The organism is Microbulbifer flavimaris, from assembly GCF_001641755.2.
GTDB lineage: Bacteria > Pseudomonadota > Gammaproteobacteria > Pseudomonadales > Cellvibrionaceae > Microbulbifer > Microbulbifer flavimaris.
This window is the reverse complement of record NZ_LRFG02000005.1, coordinates 195,952-220,779: the sequence shown is the minus strand read 5'-3', so window position 1 is coordinate 220,779 and position 24,828 is coordinate 195,952. Positions and strand designations below refer to the sequence as shown.

The 24,828-nt window shown below is 61.7% G+C and carries 22 protein-coding genes and 1 other RNA gene; 13 read left to right on the top strand and 10 right to left on the bottom strand.

The window, feature by feature from the left end; genetic code table 11:
- Nucleotides 1-31: 31 nt before the first annotated feature.
- Nucleotides 32-1,387 carry an MBL fold metallo-hydrolase RNA specificity domain-containing protein gene (locus tag AWR36_RS13830; RefSeq protein WP_067086079.1) on the top strand — a complete coding sequence of 452 codons (1,356 nt, stop codon included), beginning with the start codon at nucleotides 32-34 and terminating at the stop codon, nucleotides 1,385-1,387.
- Between the two features lie 36 nt (nucleotides 1,388-1,423).
- Here the strand turns inward: AWR36_RS13830 and hda are convergent, their stop codons facing one another.
- Nucleotides 1,424-2,149 carry a DnaA regulatory inactivator Hda gene (hda, locus tag AWR36_RS13825; protein WP_067086075.1) on the bottom strand — a complete coding sequence of 242 codons (726 nt, stop codon included), beginning with the start codon at nucleotides 2,147-2,149 and terminating at the stop codon, nucleotides 1,424-1,426.
- A gap of 1 nt (nucleotide 2,150) precedes the next feature.
- Nucleotides 2,151-3,245 carry a DUF2066 domain-containing protein gene (locus AWR36_RS13820; RefSeq protein ID WP_067086072.1) on the bottom strand — a complete coding sequence of 365 codons (1,095 nt, stop codon included), beginning with the start codon at nucleotides 3,243-3,245 and terminating at the stop codon, nucleotides 2,151-2,153.
- A gap of 310 nt (nucleotides 3,246-3,555) precedes the next feature.
- Between AWR36_RS13820 and purM the strand changes: the two genes are divergently transcribed.
- From purM to AWR36_RS13800, 4 genes are all read left to right on the top strand, one after another.
- Nucleotides 3,556-4,605 (top strand): phosphoribosylformylglycinamidine cyclo-ligase, encoded by a 1,050-nt coding sequence (gene purM / locus AWR36_RS13815; protein WP_067086069.1) that lies wholly within the window; start codon nucleotides 3,556-3,558, stop codon nucleotides 4,603-4,605.
- Nucleotides 4,605-5,279 carry a phosphoribosylglycinamide formyltransferase gene (gene purN, locus AWR36_RS13810; RefSeq protein WP_067086064.1) on the top strand — a complete coding sequence of 225 codons (675 nt, stop codon included), beginning with the start codon at nucleotides 4,605-4,607 and terminating at the stop codon, nucleotides 5,277-5,279. Before purM ends, purN begins: the two co-directional genes overlap by 1 nt.
- 131 nt (nucleotides 5,280-5,410) lie before the next feature.
- Nucleotides 5,411-6,121, top strand: a complete 711-nt coding sequence (locus AWR36_RS13805; protein ID WP_231745342.1) for a DUF3108 domain-containing protein — start codon at nucleotides 5,411-5,413, stop codon at nucleotides 6,119-6,121.
- 262 nt (nucleotides 6,122-6,383) lie between these two features.
- Entirely contained in the window at nucleotides 6,384-7,781 is a 1,398-nt protein-coding gene (locus AWR36_RS13800) for an OmpP1/FadL family transporter (RefSeq protein WP_067086061.1), read from the top strand.
- 575 nt (nucleotides 7,782-8,356) lie between these two features.
- On the opposite strand, the gene AWR36_RS13795 is transcribed toward AWR36_RS13800, so the two are convergent.
- Both AWR36_RS13795 and ffs read right to left on the bottom strand, forming a co-directional pair.
- Entirely contained in the window at nucleotides 8,357-10,240 is a 1,884-nt protein-coding gene (locus AWR36_RS13795; RefSeq protein ID WP_067086057.1) for a M2 family metallopeptidase, read from the bottom strand.
- 210 nt (nucleotides 10,241-10,450) lie between these two features.
- An RNA gene (gene ffs / locus AWR36_RS13790) (signal recognition particle sRNA small type) lies at nucleotides 10,451-10,547 on the bottom strand.
- A 182-nt stretch (nucleotides 10,548-10,729) separates the two neighbouring features.
- Between ffs and AWR36_RS13785 the strand changes: the two genes are divergently transcribed.
- The 3 genes from AWR36_RS13785 (at nucleotide 10,730) to AWR36_RS13775 (ending at nucleotide 12,868) form a co-directional block, all read left to right on the top strand.
- Nucleotides 10,730-11,575, top strand: a complete 846-nt coding sequence (locus tag AWR36_RS13785; protein WP_067086053.1) for a 6-carboxytetrahydropterin synthase — start codon at nucleotides 10,730-10,732, stop codon at nucleotides 11,573-11,575.
- A gap of 103 nt (nucleotides 11,576-11,678) precedes the next feature.
- Nucleotides 11,679-12,395, top strand: a complete 717-nt coding sequence (locus AWR36_RS13780) for a 16S rRNA (uracil(1498)-N(3))-methyltransferase (protein ID WP_067086049.1) — start codon at nucleotides 11,679-11,681, stop codon at nucleotides 12,393-12,395.
- Nucleotides 12,396-12,484: 89 nt separating this feature from the next.
- Entirely contained in the window at nucleotides 12,485-12,868 is a 384-nt protein-coding gene (locus AWR36_RS13775) for a DUF6249 domain-containing protein (protein WP_067086045.1), read from the top strand.
- 198 nt (nucleotides 12,869-13,066) lie between these two features.
- Here AWR36_RS13775 and ald read toward each other — a convergent pair whose 3' ends face one another.
- Entirely contained in the window at nucleotides 13,067-14,212 is a 1,146-nt protein-coding gene (gene ald / locus AWR36_RS13770; RefSeq protein WP_067086042.1) for an alanine dehydrogenase, read from the bottom strand.
- A 196-nt stretch (nucleotides 14,213-14,408) separates the two neighbouring features.
- Here ald and AWR36_RS13765 point away from each other — a divergent pair, with 196 nt between their 5' ends.
- The gene (locus AWR36_RS13765) at nucleotides 14,409-14,894 is read left to right on the top strand and encodes an Lrp/AsnC ligand binding domain-containing protein (RefSeq protein ID WP_067086038.1); all 486 of its coding nucleotides are present in this window, start codon (nucleotides 14,409-14,411) and stop codon (nucleotides 14,892-14,894) included.
- A gap of 51 nt (nucleotides 14,895-14,945) precedes the next feature.
- Here the strand turns inward: AWR36_RS13765 and AWR36_RS13760 are convergent, their stop codons facing one another.
- From AWR36_RS13760 to putP, 3 genes are all read right to left on the bottom strand, one after another.
- Nucleotides 14,946-15,410 carry an Mpo1 family 2-hydroxy fatty acid dioxygenase gene (locus AWR36_RS13760; protein WP_067086034.1) on the bottom strand — a complete coding sequence of 155 codons (465 nt, stop codon included), beginning with the start codon at nucleotides 15,408-15,410 and terminating at the stop codon, nucleotides 14,946-14,948.
- Between the two features lie 77 nt (nucleotides 15,411-15,487).
- Nucleotides 15,488-16,000, bottom strand: a complete 513-nt coding sequence (locus AWR36_RS13755) for an O-acetyl-ADP-ribose deacetylase (RefSeq protein WP_067086030.1) — start codon at nucleotides 15,998-16,000, stop codon at nucleotides 15,488-15,490.
- A gap of 154 nt (nucleotides 16,001-16,154) precedes the next feature.
- Nucleotides 16,155-17,621 (bottom strand): sodium/proline symporter PutP, encoded by a 1,467-nt coding sequence (gene putP / locus AWR36_RS13750; protein ID WP_067086027.1) that lies wholly within the window; start codon nucleotides 17,619-17,621, stop codon nucleotides 16,155-16,157.
- A 185-nt stretch (nucleotides 17,622-17,806) separates the two neighbouring features.
- Between putP and AWR36_RS13745 the strand changes: the two genes are divergently transcribed.
- On the top strand, nucleotides 17,807-18,406 hold the full coding sequence (locus AWR36_RS13745; protein WP_176491146.1) for a hypothetical protein: 600 nt from the start codon (nucleotides 17,807-17,809) through the stop codon (nucleotides 18,404-18,406).
- Here the strand turns inward: AWR36_RS13745 and ttcA are convergent.
- Together ttcA and AWR36_RS13735 are read right to left on the bottom strand one after the other, a co-directional pair.
- On the bottom strand, nucleotides 18,288-19,208 hold the full coding sequence (gene ttcA, locus AWR36_RS13740) for a tRNA 2-thiocytidine(32) synthetase TtcA (protein ID WP_067086024.1): 921 nt from the start codon (nucleotides 19,206-19,208) through the stop codon (nucleotides 18,288-18,290). The two genes, AWR36_RS13745 and ttcA, sit on opposite strands and share 119 nt — an antisense overlap.
- Nucleotides 19,209-19,428: 220 nt before the next feature.
- A complete protein-coding gene (locus AWR36_RS13735) occupies nucleotides 19,429-20,088 on the bottom strand; it encodes an arylesterase (protein WP_082679613.1) in 660 nt (219 codons plus the stop codon).
- A gap of 81 nt (nucleotides 20,089-20,169) precedes the next feature.
- Between AWR36_RS13735 and AWR36_RS13730 the strand changes: the two genes are divergently transcribed.
- From AWR36_RS13730 to bioA, 3 genes are all read left to right on the top strand, one after another.
- Nucleotides 20,170-20,889, top strand: coding sequence for an ABC transporter ATP-binding protein (locus tag AWR36_RS13730; protein WP_067086019.1), 720 nt, complete (start codon nucleotides 20,170-20,172; stop codon nucleotides 20,887-20,889).
- Nucleotides 20,889-23,363 carry an ABC transporter permease gene (locus AWR36_RS13725; RefSeq protein WP_231745341.1) on the top strand — a complete coding sequence of 825 codons (2,475 nt, stop codon included), beginning with the start codon at nucleotides 20,889-20,891 and terminating at the stop codon, nucleotides 23,361-23,363. The genes AWR36_RS13730 and AWR36_RS13725 overlap by 1 nt, the downstream gene beginning before the upstream one ends.
- A gap of 107 nt (nucleotides 23,364-23,470) precedes the next feature.
- A complete protein-coding gene (gene bioA, locus AWR36_RS13720; protein WP_067086016.1) occupies nucleotides 23,471-24,739 on the top strand; it encodes an adenosylmethionine--8-amino-7-oxononanoate transaminase in 1,269 nt (422 codons plus the stop codon).
- Nucleotides 24,740-24,828 lie beyond the last annotated feature (89 nt).

The following is a 24,828-nucleotide window of genomic DNA, read 5'->3' as shown; positions in this document are numbered from 1 at the left end:
AAAATTCGAGGGACAAGGGGCAAGCTGAACAGTGAACATCATTTTCCTGGGCGCCACCCAGACAGTCACCGGCTCCAAATTCCTGGTCGAACACAACGACACCCGCTTGCTGGTGGATTGCGGGCTTTACCAGGGCTACAAGTGGCTGAGGGAACGCAACTGGCAGGCACCGGCCTTCGATATCAAATCCATCGATGGCATCCTGCTCACCCACGCCCACCTGGATCACTCCGGTTATATCCCGCGACTGTACAAGCTGGGCTACCGGGGACCGGTCTTCTGCCACCCGGCCACGATCGATCTCTGCTCCATCCTCCTGCCCGATGCCGGCCATATCCAGGAGGAAGACGCGCGCTTCTACGCCCGTCACCGGCTCGGCAAACACGCGCATCCCCAGCCGCTCTACGATGGGGAAACCGCGGAGCACAGTCTCGAATTGTTCCAGCCGCTCGCATTTGGGGAGGAGTTTCAGCTGGGCGGCCTCCGTTTCCACCTGCAGGGCGCCGGTCATATCCTCGGGGCGGGCAGTGCCATTATCCAGGCCGACGGCAAGCAGGTCGGCTTCTCGGGTGACGTGGGTCGGCCCGACGACATTGTGATGTACCCGCCAGATCCCCTGCCCCCGCTCGATCTGCTCATGCTTGAATCCACCTACGGTGACCGTCTGCACCCGGACCTGGATGTCCGCAGCGAGCTCAACCGGGTCGTCAACGAAGCGGTGGCAAAGGGCGGGGTGCTGGTGATCCCGAGCTTTGCCGTAGGCCGCTCGCAGATGATCCAGCACATGCTGGTCTCCGCCATGGCCGCCGGTGAAATTCCCAGACTGCCGGTGTTCCTCGACAGCCCCATGGCCATCGACGCCTCATATATTTACCGGCACCACCCAAAGCTGCACCGACTCACCGAGGCGCAGTGCCAGGAAATGGGCCGGCTGGTCACCTACACCCGTGACGTTGAGGAGTCGAAAGCGCTGGAACAAGTCACCTATCCCCACATCATCATTGCCGGCAGTGGCATGGCCACTGGTGGCCGGGTGCTCCATCACCTGAAGCGCCTGCTTCCCAACCACCGCACAACCGTCCTGTTTGTCGGTTTCCAGGCGGGGGGCACTCGCGGGGCCAGAATGCTGGCCGGCGCGGGATCGGTGAAAATCCACGGGGAATACATTCCATGCCGGGCGCAGGTGGAAATGCTGGACGGACTCTCGGCCCATGCAGATTACGAGGACCTGACAAAGTGGTTACTCGATTCGCAACTGGAAAAAGGCACCAGAATCCAGCTGGTGCACGGGGAGCCGGATGCCGCGGACTGTATGCGGCTCCACCTGAATGACCACACACCGTTCAAGGTAAAAGTGGCGCAATACCGGCAGATCCTGCGGCTCTGAAGAGTCAGAGTGGGAAAACGGGACGGGCGGGGATGCTCAGATACCGAGCACCTCTTTCACAAACGGAATGGTGATCTTGCGCTTGGCCATCAGCGATGCCCGGTCGAGGGTTTCCAGGCACTGGAACAGCGCGCGGGTATCCCGGGGCGACCGGTGCAGGATGTACTGGGCCACATCTTCGGGCAGGTCGAAGCCGCGCAGGCGGCTGCGGCGCCGCAGCGCGGCCAGCTTGTCGCTATCGTTCAGTGCCTGCAGTTGGAAAGTGAGCCCCCACTGCAAACGCGAGTGCAGGTCGGCAAGGTCCAGCTCCAGCCCCCTGGGCGGTTTACGGGCTCCCAGCAGCAACTGCCCGCCACTGTCCCGCACCCGGTTGTACAGGTGAAACAGCGCCTCCTGCCAGCGGGGCTGCCCCTCCACCAGGTGCAGATCATCGATGCACACCAGCTCAAGCTGCTCCAGGCCGTCCAGCATGACTGACGGATCCATGCCCATGAGATCTTTCAGTGGCAGGTACTGGAAGGTGCGGGCAGCCTCCTCTGCGCTCTGGCAGGCGGACTGGAGCAGATGGCTGACGCCACTGCCCGGCTCCCCCCAGAGGTACAGCACCTGCTCTGGCGATTGGCCACAAGCAAAGGCCTGCAGGGCTTCCACCACCTGACGGTTGGCGTCTTCCCCCGAGAGGTAAAAGTTATCGAAAGTGGCGTCGTCCCGCAGGGAAACCCCCAGGGGCAACTGCTGCGGTGCGCCCTGATTACTGCTCATCTCATTGCCAGCGGTAACGCAAGGGATTCTCCGCACTGCCCACAGGCGCGCGGTAGCCGGTCAGATCGATAGGATCTTCCTCTGCATTAGCACTCAGCCGGCGGTTCAGGGCCAGGGCATCACGCAACCGGTCCAATGCCACGGTGGAAGTGATCGAGAACCGCAAGCGATCATTGTCCGCCGACAGCAGTTCGGCGCGGCTTACCTGCGCCAGCCCCTGTACATAGGCGATGGCCCCGGTGTAGTCAGCAAACTGGTCGATACCCGAGAGTTCCAGCACCAGGGCGCTTTGCTGCCCGGTCTCGCCTGTACGGACGGCATAGCGCTGTGCCAGCAAATCTGCTGCGCCGTCGATCCCCTGTTGCGCGACCTCCTCGAGGGAACTGCCACTGGCATCGAAGGCGTGAGCGCGACCGCCGTGAATCAACAGCCAGTTGGCCTGCCAGCGATCGGCGGAGAGTTCCAGAGCCCGCCCCATCAGGGTCGCGTCCGGGCGATAGCGGATACCGGCGCGCTCCGCCGCCCGCTCATCCTGGGCCCAGAGGTTGCCCAGCGGCATGGCACGGCGATCTGTCTGGTCCATCGCCGGGAAGTCCACCGGCAGGCCGCGTTCGATCGCCATTGCGTCGAGGGCCGCATAAAGCTCCGGGAATTGCTGCTCGCTCAACGCGTTGCGGCCACTCTGCAGCGTATCCGCCGCCAGCCATACCAGGGTGCCGGGGCGGTTGTTGGGCCACAACGGCAGTTTCAAGCGGTGGACCCGCTCGGATACTACCTGCGGATCATAGGAGAGGTGGAGGTAGAGTTGATTGTCCTCCACCTCATAGCGGTAGCTCTGCAGGTACTGTTCTGCCTTCCGGAGTTCCGAGCGCAGCTGCGCATCGCTGCCAATGGCAGTTTCGCCGGTGACACGCACGAAGACCCGCTCGAGCCCGCGGGCGGTGGCATCGGCCCGGTCGGTGGTTCCGCGGCTGGGCACGGCCTCCACCACCTCGTAGAGGCCCGTTACCACTCGTGCCTGTGCAGGCATCACCAGGACGCAGAGCAACAGCGCCAATAATTGAGCCGCCAGCCCGTGCCGGAGCAGCTTGTGCATCGGATCTCTCCCAAACATCGTGATTCTTGACGGGCCACCGTCGCGAGGACATCGCAAAACCCGGTGGAACCCCACGGAGCTGGCGGTCAGGCGGGCTCCGAGCGGCTATTGTATCAGTGTCGGCCTTTTCTCCCAGCCCCCAGTTCGCACATTGGGATCCCTGCCGCGTTTGCAGCGCTACCGGCGCCCACGCGAGCTCCCGCTGGGGAACTTCAGCCGAATTGCGGCAGATCGGCATCGGGCGTGGCTAGACGAGCAACTCCAAGCTAGAATACGCGCCCTCTCGAATCCCCCATTTGCAGGAAGAATCATGAGCGATTCCAAACCCCAGTCCCTCAGTTATAAAGATGCCGGTGTCGACATCGACGCGGGCAACGCGCTGGTCGACCGCATCAAGCACGTGGCCAAGCGCACCCAGCGCCCCGAAGTCATGGGTGGACTGGGCGGTTTTGGCGCCCTCTGCGAGCTGCCATCCGGCTACCGGGAGCCGGTGCTGGTATCCGGCACCGACGGTGTTGGCACCAAGCTGCGCCTGGCCATGGACCTGGGTATCCACGACACCATCGGTATCGACCTGGTGGCCATGTGCGTCAACGACCTGGTGGTCGCAGGCGCCGAGCCACTGTTCTTCCTCGATTACTACGCCACCGGTAAATTGAACGTGGACGTGGCCGCCCAGGTGGTCACCGGCATCGGCCGTGGTTGCGAACTCGCTGGCGCTGCACTGGTCGGCGGCGAGACCGCAGAGATGCCCGGCATGTATGAAGGTGACGACTACGACCTGGCCGGTTTCTGCGTTGGCGTGGTGGAGAAGTCCGAAATCATCGACGGCAGCAAGGTCAAGACTGGCGACAAGCTGATCGGCCTCGCCTCCAGCGGCCCGCACTCCAACGGCTACTCCCTGATCCGCAAGGTCCTGGAAATCAGCGGTGCCGATCTGCAACAGGACATGGGCGGCAAGCCCCTGGCAGAGGCGCTGATGGCGCCGACCCGCATCTACGTGAAGAACCTTCTCGAACTGATGAAGTCCGCCCAGGTCAACGCGCTCAGCCACATCACTGGCGGGGGCCTGCTGGAAAACCTGCCGCGGGTCCTACCCGAGGGTGCCAAGGCCAAGATCGATGTCAGCAGCTGGGAGCTTCCTCCGGTGTTCCGCTGGCTGCAGCAGGCCGGCAATATCGACGGCCGCGAAATGTACCGCACCTTTAACTGTGGCGTGGGCATGGTGATCTGCGTGCCTGCAGAGCAGGCGGACAAGGCGCTGGACACCCTGCGTCAGCTGGGCGAAGACGCCTTTGTCATCGGCAGCATCGAGTCTGCCGCCGAGGGTGATGAGGCCGTGGAGCTGGCGGGCCTCTGATGTCAGCGCGCAATGATGAAAACCGCTGCCGTGTGGTGGTACTGATTTCCGGCAGCGGCACCAACCTGCAGTCCATCATCGACGCAGCGGCAGATAGCGACGCCCCCTTTGAGGTCAGCGCCGTCGTCAGCAATAAACCCGAGGCCTTTGGACTGACCCGGGCCAGCAAAGCGGGAATCGAAACCGCGGTGGTCAACCACCGCGACTATCTCGACCGCGAGGGATTCGACACCGCACTGATCGAGACCATCGATCGCCACGATCCCGAACTGGTAGTGCTGGCCGGCTTTATGCGCATCCTCACGCCAGGCTTCGTACGCCATTACAGCGGCCGCCTGCTCAACATCCACCCTTCCCTGCTGCCGAAATACCAGGGCCTGCATACCCATCGACGGGCCCTGGAAGCGGGCGATCGTGAACATGGCGCCACGGTGCATTTCGTCACCGAAGAGCTGGATGGTGGCCCCCCGATTGTCCAGGCCGTAGTCCCCATCGAATCCGATGACACCCCCGACACTCTCGCCAAGAGAGTTCAGGTGCAGGAACATATTATTTACCCCATGGCAGTGCAGTGGTTCGCCGAGGGCCGCCTGTCCATGAATGGCGACCGGGCTGAGCTTGACGGCCATCCCCTCCCCGATTCCGGCCACCGCATCGACAGCCAGGCTGCCTGAATCGCACTAACCCCTCGCGCCGTTGTCAGAGTTTCCACAGGCTTTGGCTCCGGCGCCACCCGAGACCTCAACAGGTCCAGTGGCCGGATGCTAAAGTAGTGCATCCCGGGCCCGGACAACTGGAGGTCAAAGTGCCAATTCGCAGTCTCCTCACACTGGTCTCAATTTTCGCCACCCTGCTGCTGGCACCAATGGCCAGCGCCAGTGACCTGAAACCTTTCCGTGCTGTTTATGAAGCCCGCTATGGCGCTTTCGAGGTCACTGCTACCCGCTCGTTGTCCGGCAGTGCAGACAACTGGCGACTCGACTTCCAGGCCGACTCTTTTTTTGCTGACATCAACGAATACTCCCGCTTTCTCAGCCGGGACGGGCAGCTCTCCCCGCTGCACTACGAGTACCGTCGCTCCGGGCTCGGCCGCAATCGACACACTTCACTCAACTTTGAGCACGGGGAAAACCGCGTCGTCAATCTGACCAACGCGGATCGCACTCTGGAAAACGCTCCGGAAAAAACCCAGGACAAAATCAGCTACCAGCTTCAGCTGGCTCTCGATGTTGCCGCCGGCAGGCAGGACCTTCATTACGTGGTCGCCGATGGCAAAAAATTTCGCGAATACCGCTTCACCGTCACTGGCAAAGAGACTTTGCAGACTCCTCTCGGGGAAGTGGAAACCGTAAAGGTACAGAGAGTGAGAGAGGACGACGACCGGGAAACCAATATCTGGTTTGCCCCGGCGTGGAATTATGCACTGGTCAAACTGCAACAGAATGAAGATGGCGAAACCTATCAAATCGCTTTGACCGAATTGATCATCGACGGGAAAACCATCAACGCCCGCTGAAAAAGTTCAAATTTCCCGCCAAAAAGGGGAAAAAAGTCCCGCCACCCAATAGATTTTTTGACCCATTCTCTTTATAAAGTCGCCCGTTTCCTCAGGTGCAGCGGCGCGACAGTATCGCGCTGCTAGTATTTTTTTTGTACCAAGGAATACATTGCGAGAATTGGAAGCTTTGTGAAAAAGCTTTCCTGCCGGATGCGCCTCCTCCGAACTTCGGGATTGTGCGTGCCGGCGAAAAGTCATCAGCAATACAGAGTGGGACCTCATGAAAAAGAATTTACTGCGCCGCGCAGCGTTGGCTGTCGCAATCAGCACCGTTTCCAGCGGATCAATGGCTGCCGGTTTCTACCTCCAGGAATCAGGCTCTACCGGACTCGGCCGGGCCTATGCAGCAGAGAATACGATTGGTGACAACGCCTCGATTCTCGGTCGCAACCCGGCCGGTTCTGCGTTATTCGACAGCATCAGCGTCAGCGGCGGTTTAATCTACGTCAACCCTGAAATCGATGCCGCGGGCGACGTTACCTTTTTCTTCGACACGCCGGCAGGTCCCTCCAGCGCCACTTTCTTTGACAAAGCGGATGACTACGCCAGCGACGCCTTCATCCCCAATGGCTACCTGGCTGTGCCACTGGACCCCTGCTGGTCGCTGGGCCTGGCCATGTACACCACCTACGGCCTTGAAACAGACTTCGATCCGGACTGGCTGCTGACCCACGTCAACGACCAGACCGAACTGTTGACTCTCAATATCGCACCATCAGTGGCCTACGACTTCAACGACCAGTTCAGCGTCGGCCTGGCAGTGAACTTTGTTTACGCAGATGCAACCTTGAACACCAAGGTACCAGCCAACTTCCCGCTGGACCCGAGCGTATCCAATATCTCGATTCTCGATGCCGAAGATGCCGACGACTGGGACGTGAGCTGGACCCTGGGTGCCCTGTGGAATATCAATGATCGCACCCGCCTCGGCATTTCCTACCACGCCGAGATCGAGCTGGACCTGGAGGGTGATGTTAGTTCCGACATCCTGCCGACCGCGGCACTGCCCCCGGTACTGCAACCGGCCTTCCCGCCATTCGATAATGCGAGCGTGAAAGTCCCTCTGGACTTGCCTGACACCCTGGAACTGGGCTTTTACCATCGTTTCAGCAACGAGTGGGGTGTGGCAGCCGGCCTGATGTGGACCGACTGGGACGACTTCGAGCGCCTCGAGGGCTTTTTCCCGTCCGCCCGTCTCGGCGTCGAGGAAGAGCCATTCAATCCGCTGGTGCTACGCGAGGAGAACTTCGAGAGCGGCCTGCGTTACAGCATCGCCGGTGAGTACTACCCCTGTGAGGAAGTCACCTGGCGGATCGGTTACGCCTTCGATGAAGGCGCCGCCCGTGACGGCCTGAACCGCGCAGAGAGCGAAGAGACCGGTTTCCCGATTACCTGGCGCAACCTCGCAATCCCGGATACCGATCGCCAGTGGATCACCTTTGGTGGCACTTACAAGTTTGACGAGCACCTGAGTGTCGACGGTGGCTTCGCCTACCTGTGGGGTGACGACGAAACCATCCAGGACTTCACTACCGTACCCCTGCCTACCGCCTTCGATGGCGGGACTACCAATCTCGAGGCGTGGCTGTTCAGTGCTTCTGTGAACTACACCTTCTGATTGGCGGCCCCCGGGGCCAACCATGAAAAAGGCCGGGCAGCGAAAGCTGCCCGGCCTTTTTTGTTTCTGCAGGTTCCCCTCGGCCGGAAAACACAAATATCGGCCCGGCTTCTGACCGCCAGGGATGGCGGAAATGCAGGTTTTGCAGGAGCAAAAACCTGCCTTGGCCGGTCGACCTCTTTCCTTGGGAAAAGCCGCGCGGCGGGCAGTGCTCGCCGTACGCGCGGGAAAGCTTTTCGCTAGCAGCCTTCCCTGGATTTAATTCCGGCCCGGCGTCTGACCGCCATGGATGGCGGAAATGCAGGTTTTGCAGAAGCAAAAACCTGCCTTGGCCGGTCGACCTCTTTCCTTGAGAAAAGCCACGCGGCGGGCAGTGCTCTCGACTGTGCCGTAACAAGCTCTTTCCTCGCCATCCATGGCGCAACCCATGCGTGTTTGATCAGGGTCCGGCCCGGCGTCTGACCGCCACGGATGGCGGAAATGCAGGTTTTGCATGGAGCAAAAACCTGCCGTGGCCGGTCGACCTCTTTCCTTGAGAAAAGCCGCGCAGCGAGCAGTGCTCGCTCAGCGCGCGATTATTCCCAGCCGCACTGGCGGCCCTGGTTTTGCTCTTCCAGGTAACCCATCAGCGGCTGGAAGTAATCAATGATGGCAGAGGCATCCAGCTCGCGCTGGCCAGTGATGGCTTCCATCGCATCCGGCCAGGGCTTGCTTGCACCCATGGCCAGCATGTTGCGCAGTTTCTCGCCGGCCGCGTCGTTGTTGTAGATGGAACAGCGATGCAGCGGCCCTTCTTCACCGGCGGCTTCACAAAGGGCGCGGTGGAACTGGAACTGCTGGATGCGAGCCAGGAAGTAACGGGCGTAAGGGGTGTTGCCCGGGATGTGATATTTCGCACCCGGGTCAAAGTTCTCCTCGGTGCGCTCCACCGGCGCCTGGATACCCTGGTAATCCTCACGCAGCTGCCACCAGGCCTTGTTGTAATCACCCGGCTGCACCTCGCCGTCGAATACCTGCCAACGCCACTTGTCCACCAACAGGCCAAACGGCAGGAAGGCAATCTTGTCCAGTGCCTGGCGCATCAGGAAGCCGATGTCTTTCTCGCTGCCGGGTACTTCCTCCATCAGGCCGACTTCCTTCAGGTACTTCGGCGTGATGGACAGCGCAATGGCATCACCTACCGCCTCGTGGAAACCATCGTTGGCGCCCTCGCGGTACAGGAACGGCTGGTCTTTGTAAATACGCTGGTAAAAATTGTGGCCCAGCTCATGGTGCACGGTGATGAAGTCGTCGGCAGTCTTCTGGATGCACATCTTGATGCGGATATCGTCCTGGCCATCCATGTTCCAGGCACTGGCATGGCAGACCACATCGCGATCGCGGGGCTTGGTGAACTGGGAGCGCTCCCAGAAGGTTTCCGGCAGCGGCTTGAAGCCCAGTGAGGTAAAGAAACGCTCACCTACCTTCACCATGTCCTTTTCGCTCATCCCCGACTCCTGGATCAAAGCGTCCAGGTCGTAGGGTGCTTCCATATCCTCATCTTTGACGACGTCATAGATGTTGCCCCACTCCTGTGCCCACATGTTGCCGAGCAGGTGTGCGGGAATCTTGCCGTTGGGCGGCACCACGTCATCGCCGTAGCGCTCGTTGAGCTTGGCCCGCACGTGACAGTGGAGCGCCTCGTACAGAGGCTTCACCTTGTTCCACTGGTTATCCATGTCTGCAGCAAACTCATCGGCGCCCATGTCGTACTTGGAGCGCCACATCACACTGAGGTTGTCGTAGCCCAGCTCCTTGGCACCGGCATTGGCGATTTCCACCTGACGCTCGTAGAGAGGTTTCATCGGCGGGGACACCTTGCGCCAGCCCACCCAGAGGTCTTTCAGTTGCTCCGGGTCGCGGCTTTCGGCCATCAGCCGGCCCATTTCAGTAAGGCTGTAGCACTTCTCCGCGTCGCCTTCACCAGTGCAGTACTTTCCAGAGCCGTACATGCCCTGCAACTTGGACTGGATCTGCGCCAGTTCTGCAGTGAGTTCCGGATCCTTCGGCGCCGGCAGCACCAGAGCCTGCTTCAACATGGTCAACTGACGGCGGGTTTCTTCATCCACCTGCAGATCATCAAACTGCGCCGCTTCGTTGGCCAGTTCGACCGCCAGGGAAGTGAAACGCTCGGAGGCAAGGGACTCCACGTACTGGGAGTCAATATTGATGTAGGTCGAAGCCAACCAGCTGGCGTGGCTCAACTCTTCTGCCATCTCGGCGAGCCGCGACTGCGCATCATCCAGGAATGCCTTGGCATCGGCTGCCGTCAGCTCACCGCCATTTTGCGCGCCCTTGGCAGTCTCACTGCTCACCTGGGCGGCAGCATTCGTCGCCTGCGTCGCCTGTTTATCAGTTTCGCCGCTGTCACAACCGGCAAAAACCACCGTGGCCGCAATCGCCAGAGCAAGTTTCTTCATCGGTTCCCTCTTTGTCTTTATCGGAATCGGTTTCAGGTAGTGACGCCGTTTATAGCATAGGGACCAGAGCCCGCGGGACCGAAGGGCGGCGCAGGACGAAACATCGGCACATTATTCCCTGCATGAAGGCTAAGACGGAGAAAAATACTGCTGTGAGCAGAGCGAAAGGAGGTACGAAAGGGGAATTTCAGGGGGCAAAAATGGAGGCAGCCCAACCAGCACACCCTCGGCACATGACGTCACTGCTACCGTTGCTCCCTTCCGGGCCTGGCGGAGTTCACAGCTGTTCATTGCGAGGGGACCGGAAGGGCCGCCACTACACTGCTTCTTAAGAAGAACTTAAGCCCTCGACCGATATCGACTGGCGATCAGCATCGAAGAGGGCGCGATTATAGAGACTCACAGGCGCGAGTTCTACCCCTGATAGCGGTTATACTATGGCCGCGTTTTTTGACCGACTATTCCTGACCCAAACCGCTAAGGCTGTGCATGCACCTCTTTGTCGACAACCTCATCAACGTTGATTTCAGCTACCTGGACCATACCCGCGGCCTGGTGGGCGAAACCTGGCTCGCCAGTGCTGCGCTGGACGGCGCGCTCGACGAACAGGGTATGGTGTGTGACTTCGGCATCGTCAAGAAAACCCTGCGCAACTGGCTCGATAGTGAACTCGATCACCGCTTGCTGGTGCCAGTACAGTCGCCCCACCTGGAGCTGCAACGCAGCGATGACAAGCTTTCATTGACCTGGTCACTGGCGGACGGCGGGCAGATTACCGTCAGCGGCCCGGAGCAGGCCTTCGCCCTGGTCGAGGCCGAGGAAATTTTTGAGGAGAGTGTCGCCGCCTGGTGTGTAACCCAGCTGGACAGCGCCTTTCCCAGCAGCGTCGCCAGGCTGCAGCTGCGCTTTCGCAGCGAATCCATCGACGACGCTTACTACCACTACAGCCACGGGCTGAAGAAACACGACGGCAACTGCCAGCGCATTGCCCACGGCCACCGCTCCAGAATACAGATCTTTATCGACGGGACGCGGGATCCGGACTGGGAAGCGCGCTGGGCCGAGCGCTGGCGTGACATCTACCTGGGCACGGGCGAGGACCTGGTCGGCGGCAGCAACAGCAACCAGTTCGAGTTCGCCTACCGGGCCCGGCAGGGGGAGTTCACCCTGGGACTGCCGGCCAGCCGCTGTGAGCTGGTTCAGTGTGACACCACGGTGGAACAGCTGGCCCAGTACATTGCCGACACCATTGCCGCAGAGGAACAGGGCCGCATAGTGCGCGTGCGCGCGTACGAGGGACTGGGCAAGGGCGCCGAGGCCAGCACATCCAGCTGACTGCTATCTGGGGCCAGCGCTCCGCTCCCGCCCCAAGGGCATTGCACCGCTTCCACGGGTCAGTCGCCAAGTGCGGCCTGACCTGTAGCTTGAGAACAAAAGCTTGAACCTGATCATTCTGTTTCCCGACGATTTCACCGCGGCGACCCGCGTTACGCTCACAGGCCGCCGTCACGAACATATCTGCCAGGTGCACCGTGCAGGGCCCGGCGACCACCTCAAGGTGGGGCTGCTCAATGGCGCGATCGGTCGCGGGGAGGTGCTGCAGATCGACGACAACCAGGTCAGGCTCGAGGTCACGTTGCAGGATGCTGCACCGACACCGCTCCCCCTGACAGTGATCCTCGCCCTGCCCCGCCCGAAAATGCTCAAGCGCATCATCCAGCATGTGACCACACTGGGCGCCAAGAAAATCTATCTGATCAATGCCTACCGGGTGGAAAAATCCTACTGGCAGTCCCCCTGGCTGGAGCCGGAAAAGTTGCGGGAATTGTGCCTGCTGGGCCTCGAACAGGCCGTGGATACCCGGATGCCCACCATTGAGCTGCGCAAGCGTTTCAAACCCTTCGTCGAGGATGAGCTTGCGGAGATCGCGGCGGACTCCCGCCGCCTGGTCGCCCATCCGGTGACGGATAGTCCCTGCCCTGTGGATATCGACGGCCCTGCGACCCTGGCCGTGGGGCCAGAGGGTGGATTCATCCCCTACGAAGTCGAAAAGCTGCAGGACCTGGGGTTTGAGGGCGTGCACCTGGGGCCGCGAATCCTGCGGGTCGAAACGGCGCTGCCGGTGCTGCTGGGGCGTCTTTTTCCCGGGCGCTGACGGTCACTGCATCCAAACAGCCCCTGTCGCGCATCTATTGATTAAGCAACGCCGATTTCCGGCATCGACTCAATCAGGAGCACGACAATATGAACGAAGGCACCCTCGCCCTACTGATCCCTTTCGCGTTATTCCTGCTGGTGGGCCTGCTGGTATGGATGGCCCTCTACTTCCGCCAGAAATCCAACCGCGAAGTGCAGGAGACCATTCGCCTTGCGCTGGAAAAGGACAATCCGCTGACCCCGACGCTGATCGAGCACCTGGCCAGCTACGGACCGCATCCCAAGCGCGACATCCGCATTGGCATCGTGTGGGTGGCCATCGCCCTGGGTCTTGCGCTGATGGGTTTCTTCACCCCCGACCCCAGCGGCAATGCCTTCAAAGGCATGCTGGCTGTTGCGGCGATACCGCTGATGGTCGGCATTGCCTACCTCGTGATGTCGAGGATTACAACAGACCGCCCTGCGGTCTGACCGGCACGCGCAGCCTCTCCGACCCACCCGCGACAACAACAAAAGCACAAATAAAAAAGCCGCGTAAATACGCGGCTCAAAAATGGTGGCTCCCGCCACCTGGTCTCACAGAGCGGGGCGCCGGGAGCGCCCCTGGGGAGAAACAGTGCTCAAACAAGAATAAACGCGTTACTCAATCAAGCGCGGTGAAGCGGCCGATCAGGCCACTGCACCCTGGTCCACTGCAGATTTCTGCAGGGCCAGTTTCGGGTCGACGAATTCGTAACCCAGTACATCTGCCACTGCCTGGTAGGTCACCATGCCAGCATGGACGTTCAGGCCTTCCAGGAGGTTGGCGTCGTCCAGCAGGGCCTGCTTGGCACCTTTGTTGGCCAGAGAAACGGCGAACGGCAGAGTCGCGTTGTTCAGGGCCATGGTGGAGGTGCGGGCAACACCGCCGGGCATGTTGGCAACACAGTAGTGCACCACGCCGTCTACCACGTAAGTCGGCTCCTGGTGAGTGGTGGCCTTGGAGGTCTCGAAACAACCGCCCTGGTCGATGGCCACGTCCACTACCACTGCGCCTTTCTTCATGCGGCTGATGATGTCGCGGGTCAGCAGCTTCGGCGCCGCGGCACCCGGGATCAGAACCGCACCGATTACCAGGTCGGACTCCAGTGCATGGGTCTCGATGGCGTCATTGGTGGAGTACTCGGTGCGCACCGCGCCGCCAAAGATATCGTCCAGCTGACGCAGACGCGGCAGGGAGCGATCCAGGATGGTCACGTCAGCGCCCATACCCAGGGCCATCTTGGCCGCGTTGGTGCCTACAACACCGCCGCCGATGATCAGTACTTTGGCCGGGGCCACACCGGGAACGCCGCCCAGCAGCACGCCCAGACCGCCCTGGGCTTTCTCCAGGTGGTGCGCGCCGCACTGTACGGACATACGGCCCGCAACTTCGGACATCGGGGCCAGCAGCGGCAGCGCGCCGAAGCGGTCGGTCACGGTTTCATAGGCGATACAGGTAGCACCGGACTTCACCAGCAGCTCGGTCTGCTTGGGATCGGGCGCCAGGTGCAGGTAGGTATAGAGAATCTGGCCGGGGCGCAGCATCTCGCACTCGTGCGGCTGCGGCTCTTTCACCTTGACGATCATGTCGGCGCTGGCGAAGATCTCTTCCGGCGTATCGATGATGCGGGCACCCGCCTCAACGTACATTTCGTCGGTAAAGCCGATGGCGGCACCACCGTCCTTTTGCACGATCACTTCGTGGCCGTGGCTGATCAGCTCGCGGACGCTGGCCGGAGTCAGGCCGATACGGTACTCGTGGTTTTTGATCTCTTTTGGTACACCAATCAACATTTTTCTCTACTCCTCAAAATGAAGGACGCCCGCGCTTTCAATGGCCGGTTTGCCGTCCTGCCTCTGTGATTTCGGCTAGTATAGGACCGCCCTTCAAGTGAATTTATGTTAGATTTTCATCTAAACCAGTGGATTCCACTGCCTTAGGCGTGAGAAAGCTGATTTTTCGAGCAAATCGACCATTTTGGAGCCCGTCATGCGCAAACGCGCCAATGAATTGAGTACCGTCGACCGCAACATCCTGCGCGTTCTGCAGAAAAATGGCCGCACCAGCTATGCCGAACTGGCCCGCCAGGTGGGCCTTACCGCTACCCCCTGCGTCGAGCGGGTCCGGCGTCTGGAAAGCGACGGCGTCATCCAGGGCTACACCGCCTTGATCAATCCCGAGTTTCTGGATGCCGCGCTGGTGGTCTTTGTACAGATTCGCCTGAACCGCTCTGCCCAGGATGCCTTCGAGGAATTTCGCAATGCGGTCGCAGCGCTGCCGGAGGTACAGGAGTGCTACCTGGTATCGGGAAATTTTGACTACCTGATCAAGGCGCGGGTGGCCGACATGAGCGCCTACCGCAAGTTCTACGGCGAGACCCTGCTGACACTGCCGGAGGTGCAGGAATGCACCAGCTATGTGGTCATGGAGGAAGTGAAAGAGACGCTGGAAGTCCCGGTGCATTACAACCGGTAACAGGGGCCCCGAACGGGACCCCGGTGTTGAGTCAGACTGCTGCCGCCTGGCTCAGTAGCGGATACCCAGCTTGCGATAGAGAAAACCGATTACCCAGGCCGGCCCGATCAGCAGGAACTGCACGTCTTTGAAAAAGGAAGGTTTCTTGCCCTCTACGTGGTGGCCGATAAACTGAAAAATCCACATCACCACGAACAGCAGTAGCGACACCTGCCAGACACTAAAGCCCAGCCGGTCGACAATGGACCAGCCCCACAGGCAGACCACGCTCAGCGCCACCATGCCCAGGGCCACGGAGAAGGACATCAGGGCATAGAACATCAGGGCCGGCACCAGCGCCACCACAGCCCAGTTGAGCCAGGCAATCTCGGCCATGAAAGCCGGCTGGGGGATGGACCAGACCAGGCCGATGACTGTGGCGTAGATCACCGGCACTGCAATCCAGTGAATCGCCTTGTTGGTTGGGTTCTGGTGGCTCTCGCCGTATTCGGAAAACCACTGCTCCGCGCTGCGCATACTCTTATCCTCGCGTCATTTATTGTGCGTTTTATGCGCCAATAATGTTGGACGCGAGGACAAGAATCAACAGTGCTTCAGCGGCGCACCAGTGCGTCGAGCTGCTGGCGGTACAACTCCGCCATCGCCTCGTCGAAGCAGCAGAAGACGATCTCGAACGGCGGGCTGTCCCGGTCCAGGTGCTCCTGGACCTGCTCCACTGCGATTTCCACAGCCAGCTCCGCGGGATAATCGTAGACCCCACAGCTGATCGCGGGGAAGGCGATGGACCGCATCCCCTCCCGCCGTGCCAGGGAGAGGCAGTGCCGGTAGCAACTGCACAATAACTCCGGCTCACCGAGGTTGCCGCCCCGCCAGACCGGGCCGACCGTGTGGTAGATACGCTTTGAAGGGAGGGAGAAGGCCGGGGTTGGCCTGACTTCCCCGACCGGGCAACCGCCGATCTCACGGCAGGCCTCAGAAAGTTCGGGCCCCGCCGCCCGGTGGATAGCCCCATCGACACCACCGCCACCAGACAGGTGGCGATTGGCCGCGTTGACGATTACATCGACCTGTAATCGAGTGATGTCACCGAGATGAACTTCAATCACTCAGTATCTCCAACCGCGTTTGGTTAATTAGTGCGGATGGAAATCCTTTTCATCCCCGACAGACACGGTGCGCCGTCGAGGAAACCGCCGGCCGACAAGCGTCAGCCCGGTTTGCGGCGATACTTCCCGCACAGCCGCGAACAAGCGGTGCAGCTCAGCCGACAATTGTACGGTGCCGCTGCTCCACCTCGGCAGGACACTTCGTCACTGCACTAACTATCACGATAGCAGCTGCAGAGAGGACAAAACCCGGCAGCAGCTCATAGATATCGAATATGCCGCCGGAGAGCTGCTTCCACACCAACACCGTCACGCCACCCACCAGCACACCGGCAATCGCACCGGCACCGGTCATGCGCGACCAGAACAGGCTGATCAGTGTCACCGGGCCAAAGGCGGCACCGAGTCCGGCCCAGGCATACGCCACCACATCCAGCACCTTGGAGTCCGGTTCCATGGCCACCCAGACGGCGATCAGAGACAGCGCAACCACCGCCCAGCGCCCCACCTTCACCATGGCCTCGGGACTGGTGCTGCGGCCGAACCACACGTGGTAGATGTCTTCCGCCAGTGCAGCAGAGGAAACCAGAAGCTGGGAGTCCGCCGTGCTCATGATGGCCGACAGGATCGCCGCCAGCAGGACGCCGGCCACCACCGGATGGAACAGGGCCTCCACCAGCGCCATGAACACACGCTCACCGTCCGCCAGCACCTGGGTCAGCTCCAGGTGCCCGAACAGGCCCACCGCCATGGCACCCAGGAACCCCGCCAGCGACCAGATGGCGGCCACCGATGCCGCCACCGGCACATCGTCTGCACTGCGCACCGCCTGGAAGCGGGCGAGAATATGGGGCTGGCCGAAATAACCGAGCCCCCAGGCCAGGGAACTCAGAATGGCCACGATCCCGAGCGTCTGGCCGCTGCTGTCCTGCATCCAGTGCATCAACTCCGGCACCTGCTGTTGCAGCTTGCCCCAGCTGGCGGAAAAGCCGCCCTGGTCCATGATCACGATCACCGGCACGATCACCAGTGCCAGGCTCATCAACAGCCCCTGGAATACATCCGTCCAGGAAACTGCCAGAAAGCCACCAAACAGGGTGTAGGAAATCACCGCCGCAGCACCGATCACCACTGCCCAGCGATAATCCCAGCCAAACACGGTCTCAAACAACTTGCCCCCGGCAATCAGGCCTGAGGCCACATAAAACAGGAAGAACAGCAGGATGAAGAAGGCACACAAGGTGCGCAGGTAGGGGTGTCCCATATTGAAGCGACGGTGCAGATAGGCGGGTACCGTCAGTGCGTCATCCAGCTCGTAGGTATAAATCCGCAGACGCCGCGCCATCACCGTCCAGCTCAGCACAATGCCGCTGAACAGGCCGATAGCAATCCAGCCGGAGGAAAGACCGCTGGCATAGGCAGCGCCCGGCAAGCCCAGCAACAGCCAGCCACTCATGTCCGATGCGCCGGCACTCAAGGCCGCCACCGCCGGCGGCAGCGAACGACCACCGAGGAAATAGTCACTGGCGTTCTTGGTGCGCAGATAGGCGTAGACACCGATGAGCAGGATCAACGCCAGGTAGGCAATGAAGGTGAGCGCGACGAGCCACTGTCCAGACATGGAAACTCCCTTTCAGCAATGCAGGCCCGGCCGGACCCGGTGAGCGAGCCCTTGCGCGGATGGCCATGTGAATGGGCCCTGCAGTTAATTTTTGTGTTTATTGCGCGTAAATCTACCCATTCGCTGGCGCCAGCTCAATCCGCAAACTAAATATTGGGTAGAGAAACGGAAAACAAGACAACACTATGGGCATCTGTCTGGACGAGTTAAGACTGCTGGTCATTCGTCCGACCCTAAAGCATCTGAGAGCCTGGTCTGCGGGAATGGAAAACCTGCTGCTGGGCACTGCCGCGCAGGAATCGCAGCTCGGCTTCCATCTCAAGCAAGGGCGGCGCCACGGACTCGGCATCTATCAGATTCAACCGCACACGCACCGCGAGATCTGGGATCAGTATCTGATCTCACACCCGGCGCTGGCCTCCAAGGTGCGCGGGCTGGCGAGCCAGCGGGACTTCCTGGATCACCCCCACAGCGAGTTGACCACCAACCTGCGCTACGCGACAGCCATCGCCTGGCTCATCTATCGCGCGGCCGAGGCCGACAAGGTGGCCGCAGATGACGTGCCGACCATGGCCAGGCTGTGGCATCAGCACTTCCACCACGGGCCCGCAGCATCGCAGCGGGACTTCGAGCAGAGTTACGCCCAACTGGTGAGCGGTGCCGACCCTACAGATTCAGCGCCTCGATATACAGGGGAGCCTCCTCCCCCTCCTCGGCGTCCGGCACCCAGGAGTTCACCTGACGCTCGATGGCGTGGTCGTCCCGCGCAGCAGTCGCTGGTTTAGCCCGGTCCAACTCCAGGTTCACGAAATCATACAGATCCCCGTCCGCCAACTGTGACGGGGATACTCTTGTAAGCGCCGCAAAAATATTCTCGCTGCGCCCGGGGAACTGGCGATCCCAATCCTGCAGCATCTTCTTGATCGCCTGCCGCTGCAGGTTCTCCTGACTCCCGCACAGGTTGCACGGGATGATCGGGAAATTCCGGTGTTCCGCAAACTTCACCAGATCTGACTCGCGGCAGTAAGCCAGCGGGCGGATCACGATATTGCGTCCATCGTCGGCGCGCAGCTTCGGCGGCATGGCTTTCAGGCGGCCGCCATAAAACATGTTCAGGAACAGCGTCTCGACGATATCGTCCTTGTGATGGCCCAGTGCCACCTTGGTCGCCCCGATCTCCTCGGCGAAGCCATAGAGGGTACCGCGGCGCAGACGCGAACAGAGACCACAGGTGGTCTTGCCCTCAGGCACCACTTCCTTCACCACCGAATAGGTGTCTTTCTCCACGATGTGGTAGGGCACACCCAGGGACTGCAGGTACTCGGGCAGCACGTGCTCGGGGAAGCCCGGCTGCTTCTGGTCCATATTGACCGCCACCAGTTCGAAGCTGACCGGAGCCGTCTTCTGCAGGTTCAGCAGGATATCCAGCATCGCGTAGCTGTCCTTGCCCCCGGACAGGCACACCATGATCTTGTCGCCCTCTTCAATCATGTTGAAGTCGGCAATGGCGCGGCCCACATTGCGGCGCAGGCGCTTCTGCAGCTTGTTGAATTCCAGCCGCTCGCGGCGATTTTCCAGTTCGGACATGGTGCTTCTCTGAATACAGACCTCAGGGTCCGGGGCGTCGACAGTCGATGTGCAGCTGCTGCTGGCGGTGGCTCGCCGCGGGACCTTACGCGGCCAGGGACGGCCGCGTAGAGCGTGCATGGACGCATTCACAGCGTGTCCCGCGGCGAGCCCCGCCAGCAGCACCGCCAATCAGGTCGACTCTGCCCCGGAAATCAGGCCGCGATTGTACGCATTTCGATCACGGAGTACACGACTCAGTGTTCACGCCCTCTTCCAGCAACTGCTGCACACAGGGCCAGACATGGTCCAGCAGTGCCGGCTGGGCCTCTGCCGTCGGATGGATACCATCGGTCTGCATGGCGCCCTCCTTGAGGGCGATAGGCTCGAGGAAGAACGGCACCAGCGGCACCTGCTCCGCCTCGGCCACCTTCGGATAGACCCCGGCAAAGGCCTCGGTATACGCCTGCCCGTAATTGGGCGGCATACGCATACCCAGCAACAGCACCTCCACATCCTCATCCTGGGCCAGGCGAATCATCCGCTGCAGGTTGCGCTGCAGCGCCTGCGGTGGATAGCCTCGCAGGCCATCATTGCCACCGAGTTCCAGGATCATCCAGCGCGGCTTGTGCTCATCCAGCAACCTGGGCAGGCGGGCCAGACCACCGGAAGTCGTCTCGCCACTGACACTGGCATTGACCACCTTCACCGCCTCACCTGCCTCCTCCAGCCTGGACTGCAGCAGCTCCACCCAACCGTCCGCCTGTTCCAGACCGTAGGCCGCACTGATACTGTCCCCCAGTACCAGCAGCGTTCCCGCCCTTGCCGCCGTCAGCGGGGCGAGCAGCAGGAAACACAGGCCGAGATGAAGGCTCAGCCGCCGGAAAAAATCTGTCGTCATGTCATACTCTCCACTGCCTTATGCGTATAACCGTGTATACGCACAGCTTTGCGCAATTGCCGACAATAAGGAAGACTTTCGATGACCGCCATGCTTCGGGCCGAGAACCTGATCCACCGGGTAACCACCAATGAAGGCCCCCTCACTCTTCTGAACGACATCTCCCTGCAACTGGACCGCGGCGAAAGCCTGGCAATCACCGGCGCCTCCGGCTCTGGTAAATCCACCCTGCTGGGCCTGCTGGCGGGCCTCGACAAACCCACCGAGGGGCGCATCTGGCTGGCCGGAGAGGAGATCACGGCCATGGACGAGGAACAGCGGGCCGCCGTGCGGTCGCGCTATGTGGGTTTCGTGTTCCAGACCTTTCAGTTGCTGCCCGGCCTTACCGCGCTGGAGAATGTCATGCTCCCCAGCGAGCTGCGCGGCGAGCGCAACGCCGCCGGCCGCGCCGAGGAGTTCCTCAAGCGGGTCGGCCTCGAACACCGGTTGCACCACTACCCGCGGCAGCTCTCCGGCGGTGAGCAGCAGCGCGTCGCCATCGCCCGCGCCTTCTGCAGCATCACCGGCAGCGACGGCATCCTGTTCGCGGACGAACCCACCGGCAGCCTGGATGCCGGCAACGGCGAGAAGATCATCGACCTGCTGTTCCAGTTGAATGCGGAGTCCGGCACCACCCTGGTGCTGGTCACCCATGAGCAGCGGCTGGCCCAGCGTTGCCAGGCCCACCTGCGCATGGCCGCTGGTGAGGTCGCCCTGGCGGCAGGGCGGGACAACGGCAGCCTGTCGGAGGTGTCCGCCTGATGCAGTCCGCCAACCCCCTGTTACCACTGAAGCTGCTCGTTCGCGACTGGCGCGGCGGCGAGCTGGCCCTGATTGCCACCGCCCTGGTGCTGGCGGTGACCTGTGTGACCGCCATCGCCCATTTCAGCGATCGCCTCACCCGCGCCATGCATATCCAGTCGCAGACCTTTCTCGCCGCCGAACGGGTCGTCAGCAGCAGCCGCCCGGTCGAACCGGGCTGGATGGAAGAAGCTGCTGAACGCGGGCTGGAACAGGCGCAGACCGTCCAGTTCGCCTCCATGCTGTCCGCCGGCGACCAGTTCCAGTTCGCCGCCATCAAGGCTGTCAGCGACGGCTACCCACTGGTAGGTCACCTGGAGATGCGCCCCAGCGAAGACGCCGAATCCCGCGTCGTACAGCAGGGACCGCCTCCGGGTGAAGTCTGGATGGAACCCCGCCTGCTTCCCCTGCTGGGGCTCTCCCCCGGCGACAGCCTGCAGATCGGCGAGTCCAACTTTACTGTCACCGGCCTGCTCGATCATGAGCCGGACCGCAGCGACAACCTCTTTTCCATGGGCGCCCGGGTGATGATGCACCGGGATGACCTGGCGGCAACCAATGTCGTCCAGCCCGGCAGTCGCGTCCGCTACCGCTACCTGTTCGCCGGCGACGATGCCGCCCTGAACAGCTATTTCAAATGGCTGGAACCGCGCCTCACCGAGCACCAGCGGGTGATCGATCTGCGCGAGGGCCAGCCCCGCGTGGCCTCCGCCCTCGACCGGGCTGAGAGCTTCCTTTTCCTCGCCGGCAGCCTCGCGGTATTGCTGGCCAGTGTTGCCGTCGGGCTGGCCGCGCGCCGCTACAGCCTGCGCCACACCAGCTATGTGGCGGTCATGAAGAGTCTCGGCGCCGGCCGCGGCAAGGTGCTCGGCATTTATCTGGGACAGCTGGCCGGACTCGCACTGATCGCAACCGGCGTCGGCCTGCTGCTGGGCACCCTGATCCAGGCCCAGGCGGTCACCCTGATGGCGGACTTCTTCCCGGTCGACCCGCCGCCCAGCGGCTGGCATCCGCTGCTGGTGGGACTGGTCACCGGCCTCGCCTGTGCGCTGGGCTTTGCCCTGCCGCCGCTATTCCGCCTCGCCCGCACAGACCCCATGCAGACACTGCGCCGGGACTGGAGCAACCCGGACCGACGCGAGTGGCTGGGTCTGGTGCTCGGCCCCACCTCCATGCTGCTGCTGATCTGGTGGCTGTCCGGCAGCCTGCCCATCACCCTGGCCCTGTTTGCCGGTATGGCATTGCTGGTGGGTGGCAGTGCGCTGGTCAACCGGCTGCTGGTACGCGGCCGCCTGGCGAAGCTTGGCGGCAGCTGGCGTATCGCGCTGGGCAGCCTGCAGCGCCGCGCCGCCTTCAACACCCTGCTGATCGCCGCCTTCGGTACCGGCCTGCTGGCCATGTTGGCCATGGTGTTTGCGCGCACCGCGCTGATCGACGAGTGGCGTATGCAGCTGCCGGACAACGCCCCTAACCACTTCCTGATCAATATCGCCCCCTATGAAAAGAAAGATGTGCAGTCTCTGCTTAGCGACAACAACATCACCGCCACCGAACTCTACCCGATGGTGCGCGGCCGCCTGATCGCCATCAACGATGTACCGGCCAAGGAACGCAAGCAACAGGCCGGTGCCCTGCGCCGGGAACTCAACCTGAGCTGGACAGAGAACCTGGCCCCGGATAACCGCATCGTCGCCGGGAACTGGTGGGAAAGCGTCGATACCGACAACGGCGTGTCGGTGGAAGCAGAACTGGCGGAACGGCTGAACCTGAAGCTCGGCGACCAGCTGAAGTTTTCCATCGGCGGGCTGGAGGTGGAATCCACCATTACCAGCCTGCGCACCCTGGACTGGAACAGCATGCGGCCCAATTTCTACATGCTGTTCGCCCCCGGCAGCCTGGAAGATTTCCCCGCAACCTATATCACCAGCTTCTATCTGGCACCGGAGGAAAAACTGCTGGTGAATGATCTGGTGCGCACCTTTCCCAGTGTGACCGTGATCGAGCTGGACAAAATCATCGAGCGCATCCGCGACACCATCAGCCAGGTATCGGTGGCCATCGAATCGGTGATGGCCCTGATGCTGGTGGCGGGTGTGCTGGTGCTGATCGCCGGGGTGCGCGCCAGTATCGCCGAGCGTTTGCAGGAGGCGGCGATAATCCGCACACTGGGCGGGCGCCGCCGGCTTTTGCTACAGAGCCTGGTGATCGAGTTCGGGCTCCTCGGTATCGCCGCGGGCCTGCTGGCCGCCGCCGGTGCGGAGACCACCCTGGCCGTGTTGGCGCAGCGGGTATTCGAGCTGCCCTTTACCCTGCACCCACTGCTGTGGATCGCCGGGCCGGTTGCGGGCGCACTGCTGGTGGGAACCGCCGGCACCCTTGCTTGCCGCAGCTCCGTCAGCCAGCCGCCGCTAAAAGTCCTGCGCGAGCTGGCCTGAGCACTATTCCAATCGTCATTCCGGCGAGAGCCGGAATCCAGGGGTAAAAGTCTGGACCCCGGCCTGCGCCGGGGTGACGACAACACGTTTTGACCGTATTCCGACCTATGGATCTAGATTTCGACCGCCAGCATATCTGGCATCCCTACTCCTCACTGATCAATCCGCCGCCGGTCTACCCCGTTGCCCGCGCCGAGGGCGTGCGCCTGTACCTCGAGGATGGCCGCGGCCTCATCGACGGCATGTCCTCCTGGTGGTGTGCGCTGCACGGCTACAACGTGCCCGAACTGAACCGGGCCGCGCAGGAACAGATGGAGAAGATGTCCCATGTAATGTTCGGCGGCCTCACCCACGAGCCGGCCATTGAACTCAGCAAAAAACTGGTGGAGATTACCCCGGCTCCGCTGCAGCGTGTTTTCCTGGCGGATTCCGGTTCGGTATCGGTGGAAGTCGCCATCAAGATGGCATTGCAGTACTGGCAGTCCCAGGGCCAGCCGCAGAAGAGCCGCATCTTGGCGCTGCGCAACGGCTACCATGGCGACACCTTCGGGGCCATGGCCACCTGCGACCCGGTCACCGGCATGCATCACCTGTTTGCCAGCCACCTGACCCAGCACCTGTTTGCGCCGGCGCCACGACCGAAATTTCACGAACCCTGCAGCGATGAGGAAGTGGCCGAACTGCGCCAGCTGATCGAGGAAAACCGGGATCAGCTGGCCGCCGTGATCCTGGAACCCATCGTTCAGGGCGCCGGCGGAATGCGTTTTTATTCCCCGGAGTACTTACAGCGGGTGCGCGCACTGTGCGACGAATACGACCTGCTGCTGATCGCCGACGAAATTGCCACCGGCTTCGGCCGCAGTGGCAAACTGTTCGCTTGTGAGCACGCCGGTATCAGCCCCGATATCCTCACCCTCGGCAAGGCGCTGACCGGCGGCACCATGACCATGGCGGCGACCCTGTGTACCGACAAGGTCGCCGATGGTATCTGTCGCGGTGAAGCGGGGGTGTTCATGCACGGCCCCACCTTTATGGGCAACCCGCTGGCCTGTGCCGTGTCCAACGCCAGTATCGAACTGCTGCTGTCGGGCCCCTGGCAGCAACGGGTCAGCCGGATCGAACAGCAACTGCGGGAAGAGCTGTCGCCACTGGCGGACGCAGAGGGCGTGGCCGACGTGCGCGCCCTTGGCGCCATCGGCGTGGTGGAGATGAAGCAACCGGTCGACATGATGCAGGTGCAGGAAGCCCTGATTGACCGCGGTGTCTGGCTGCGTCCTTTCGGCAAGCTGGTATACGCCATGCCGCCCTATGTCACCAGCGAGGAAGACCTGCGGCAACTCACCACGGCCATGGTGGAAGTGCTCGGCAACGCGTGAGGTTTCACCCCGGGCCCCGGTCCGGGAATTGCCCGGGCGGGCGTTTTCCCCCGAGCCCTTTGCCCGCTCGCCGTGAAAAGCGATAATCC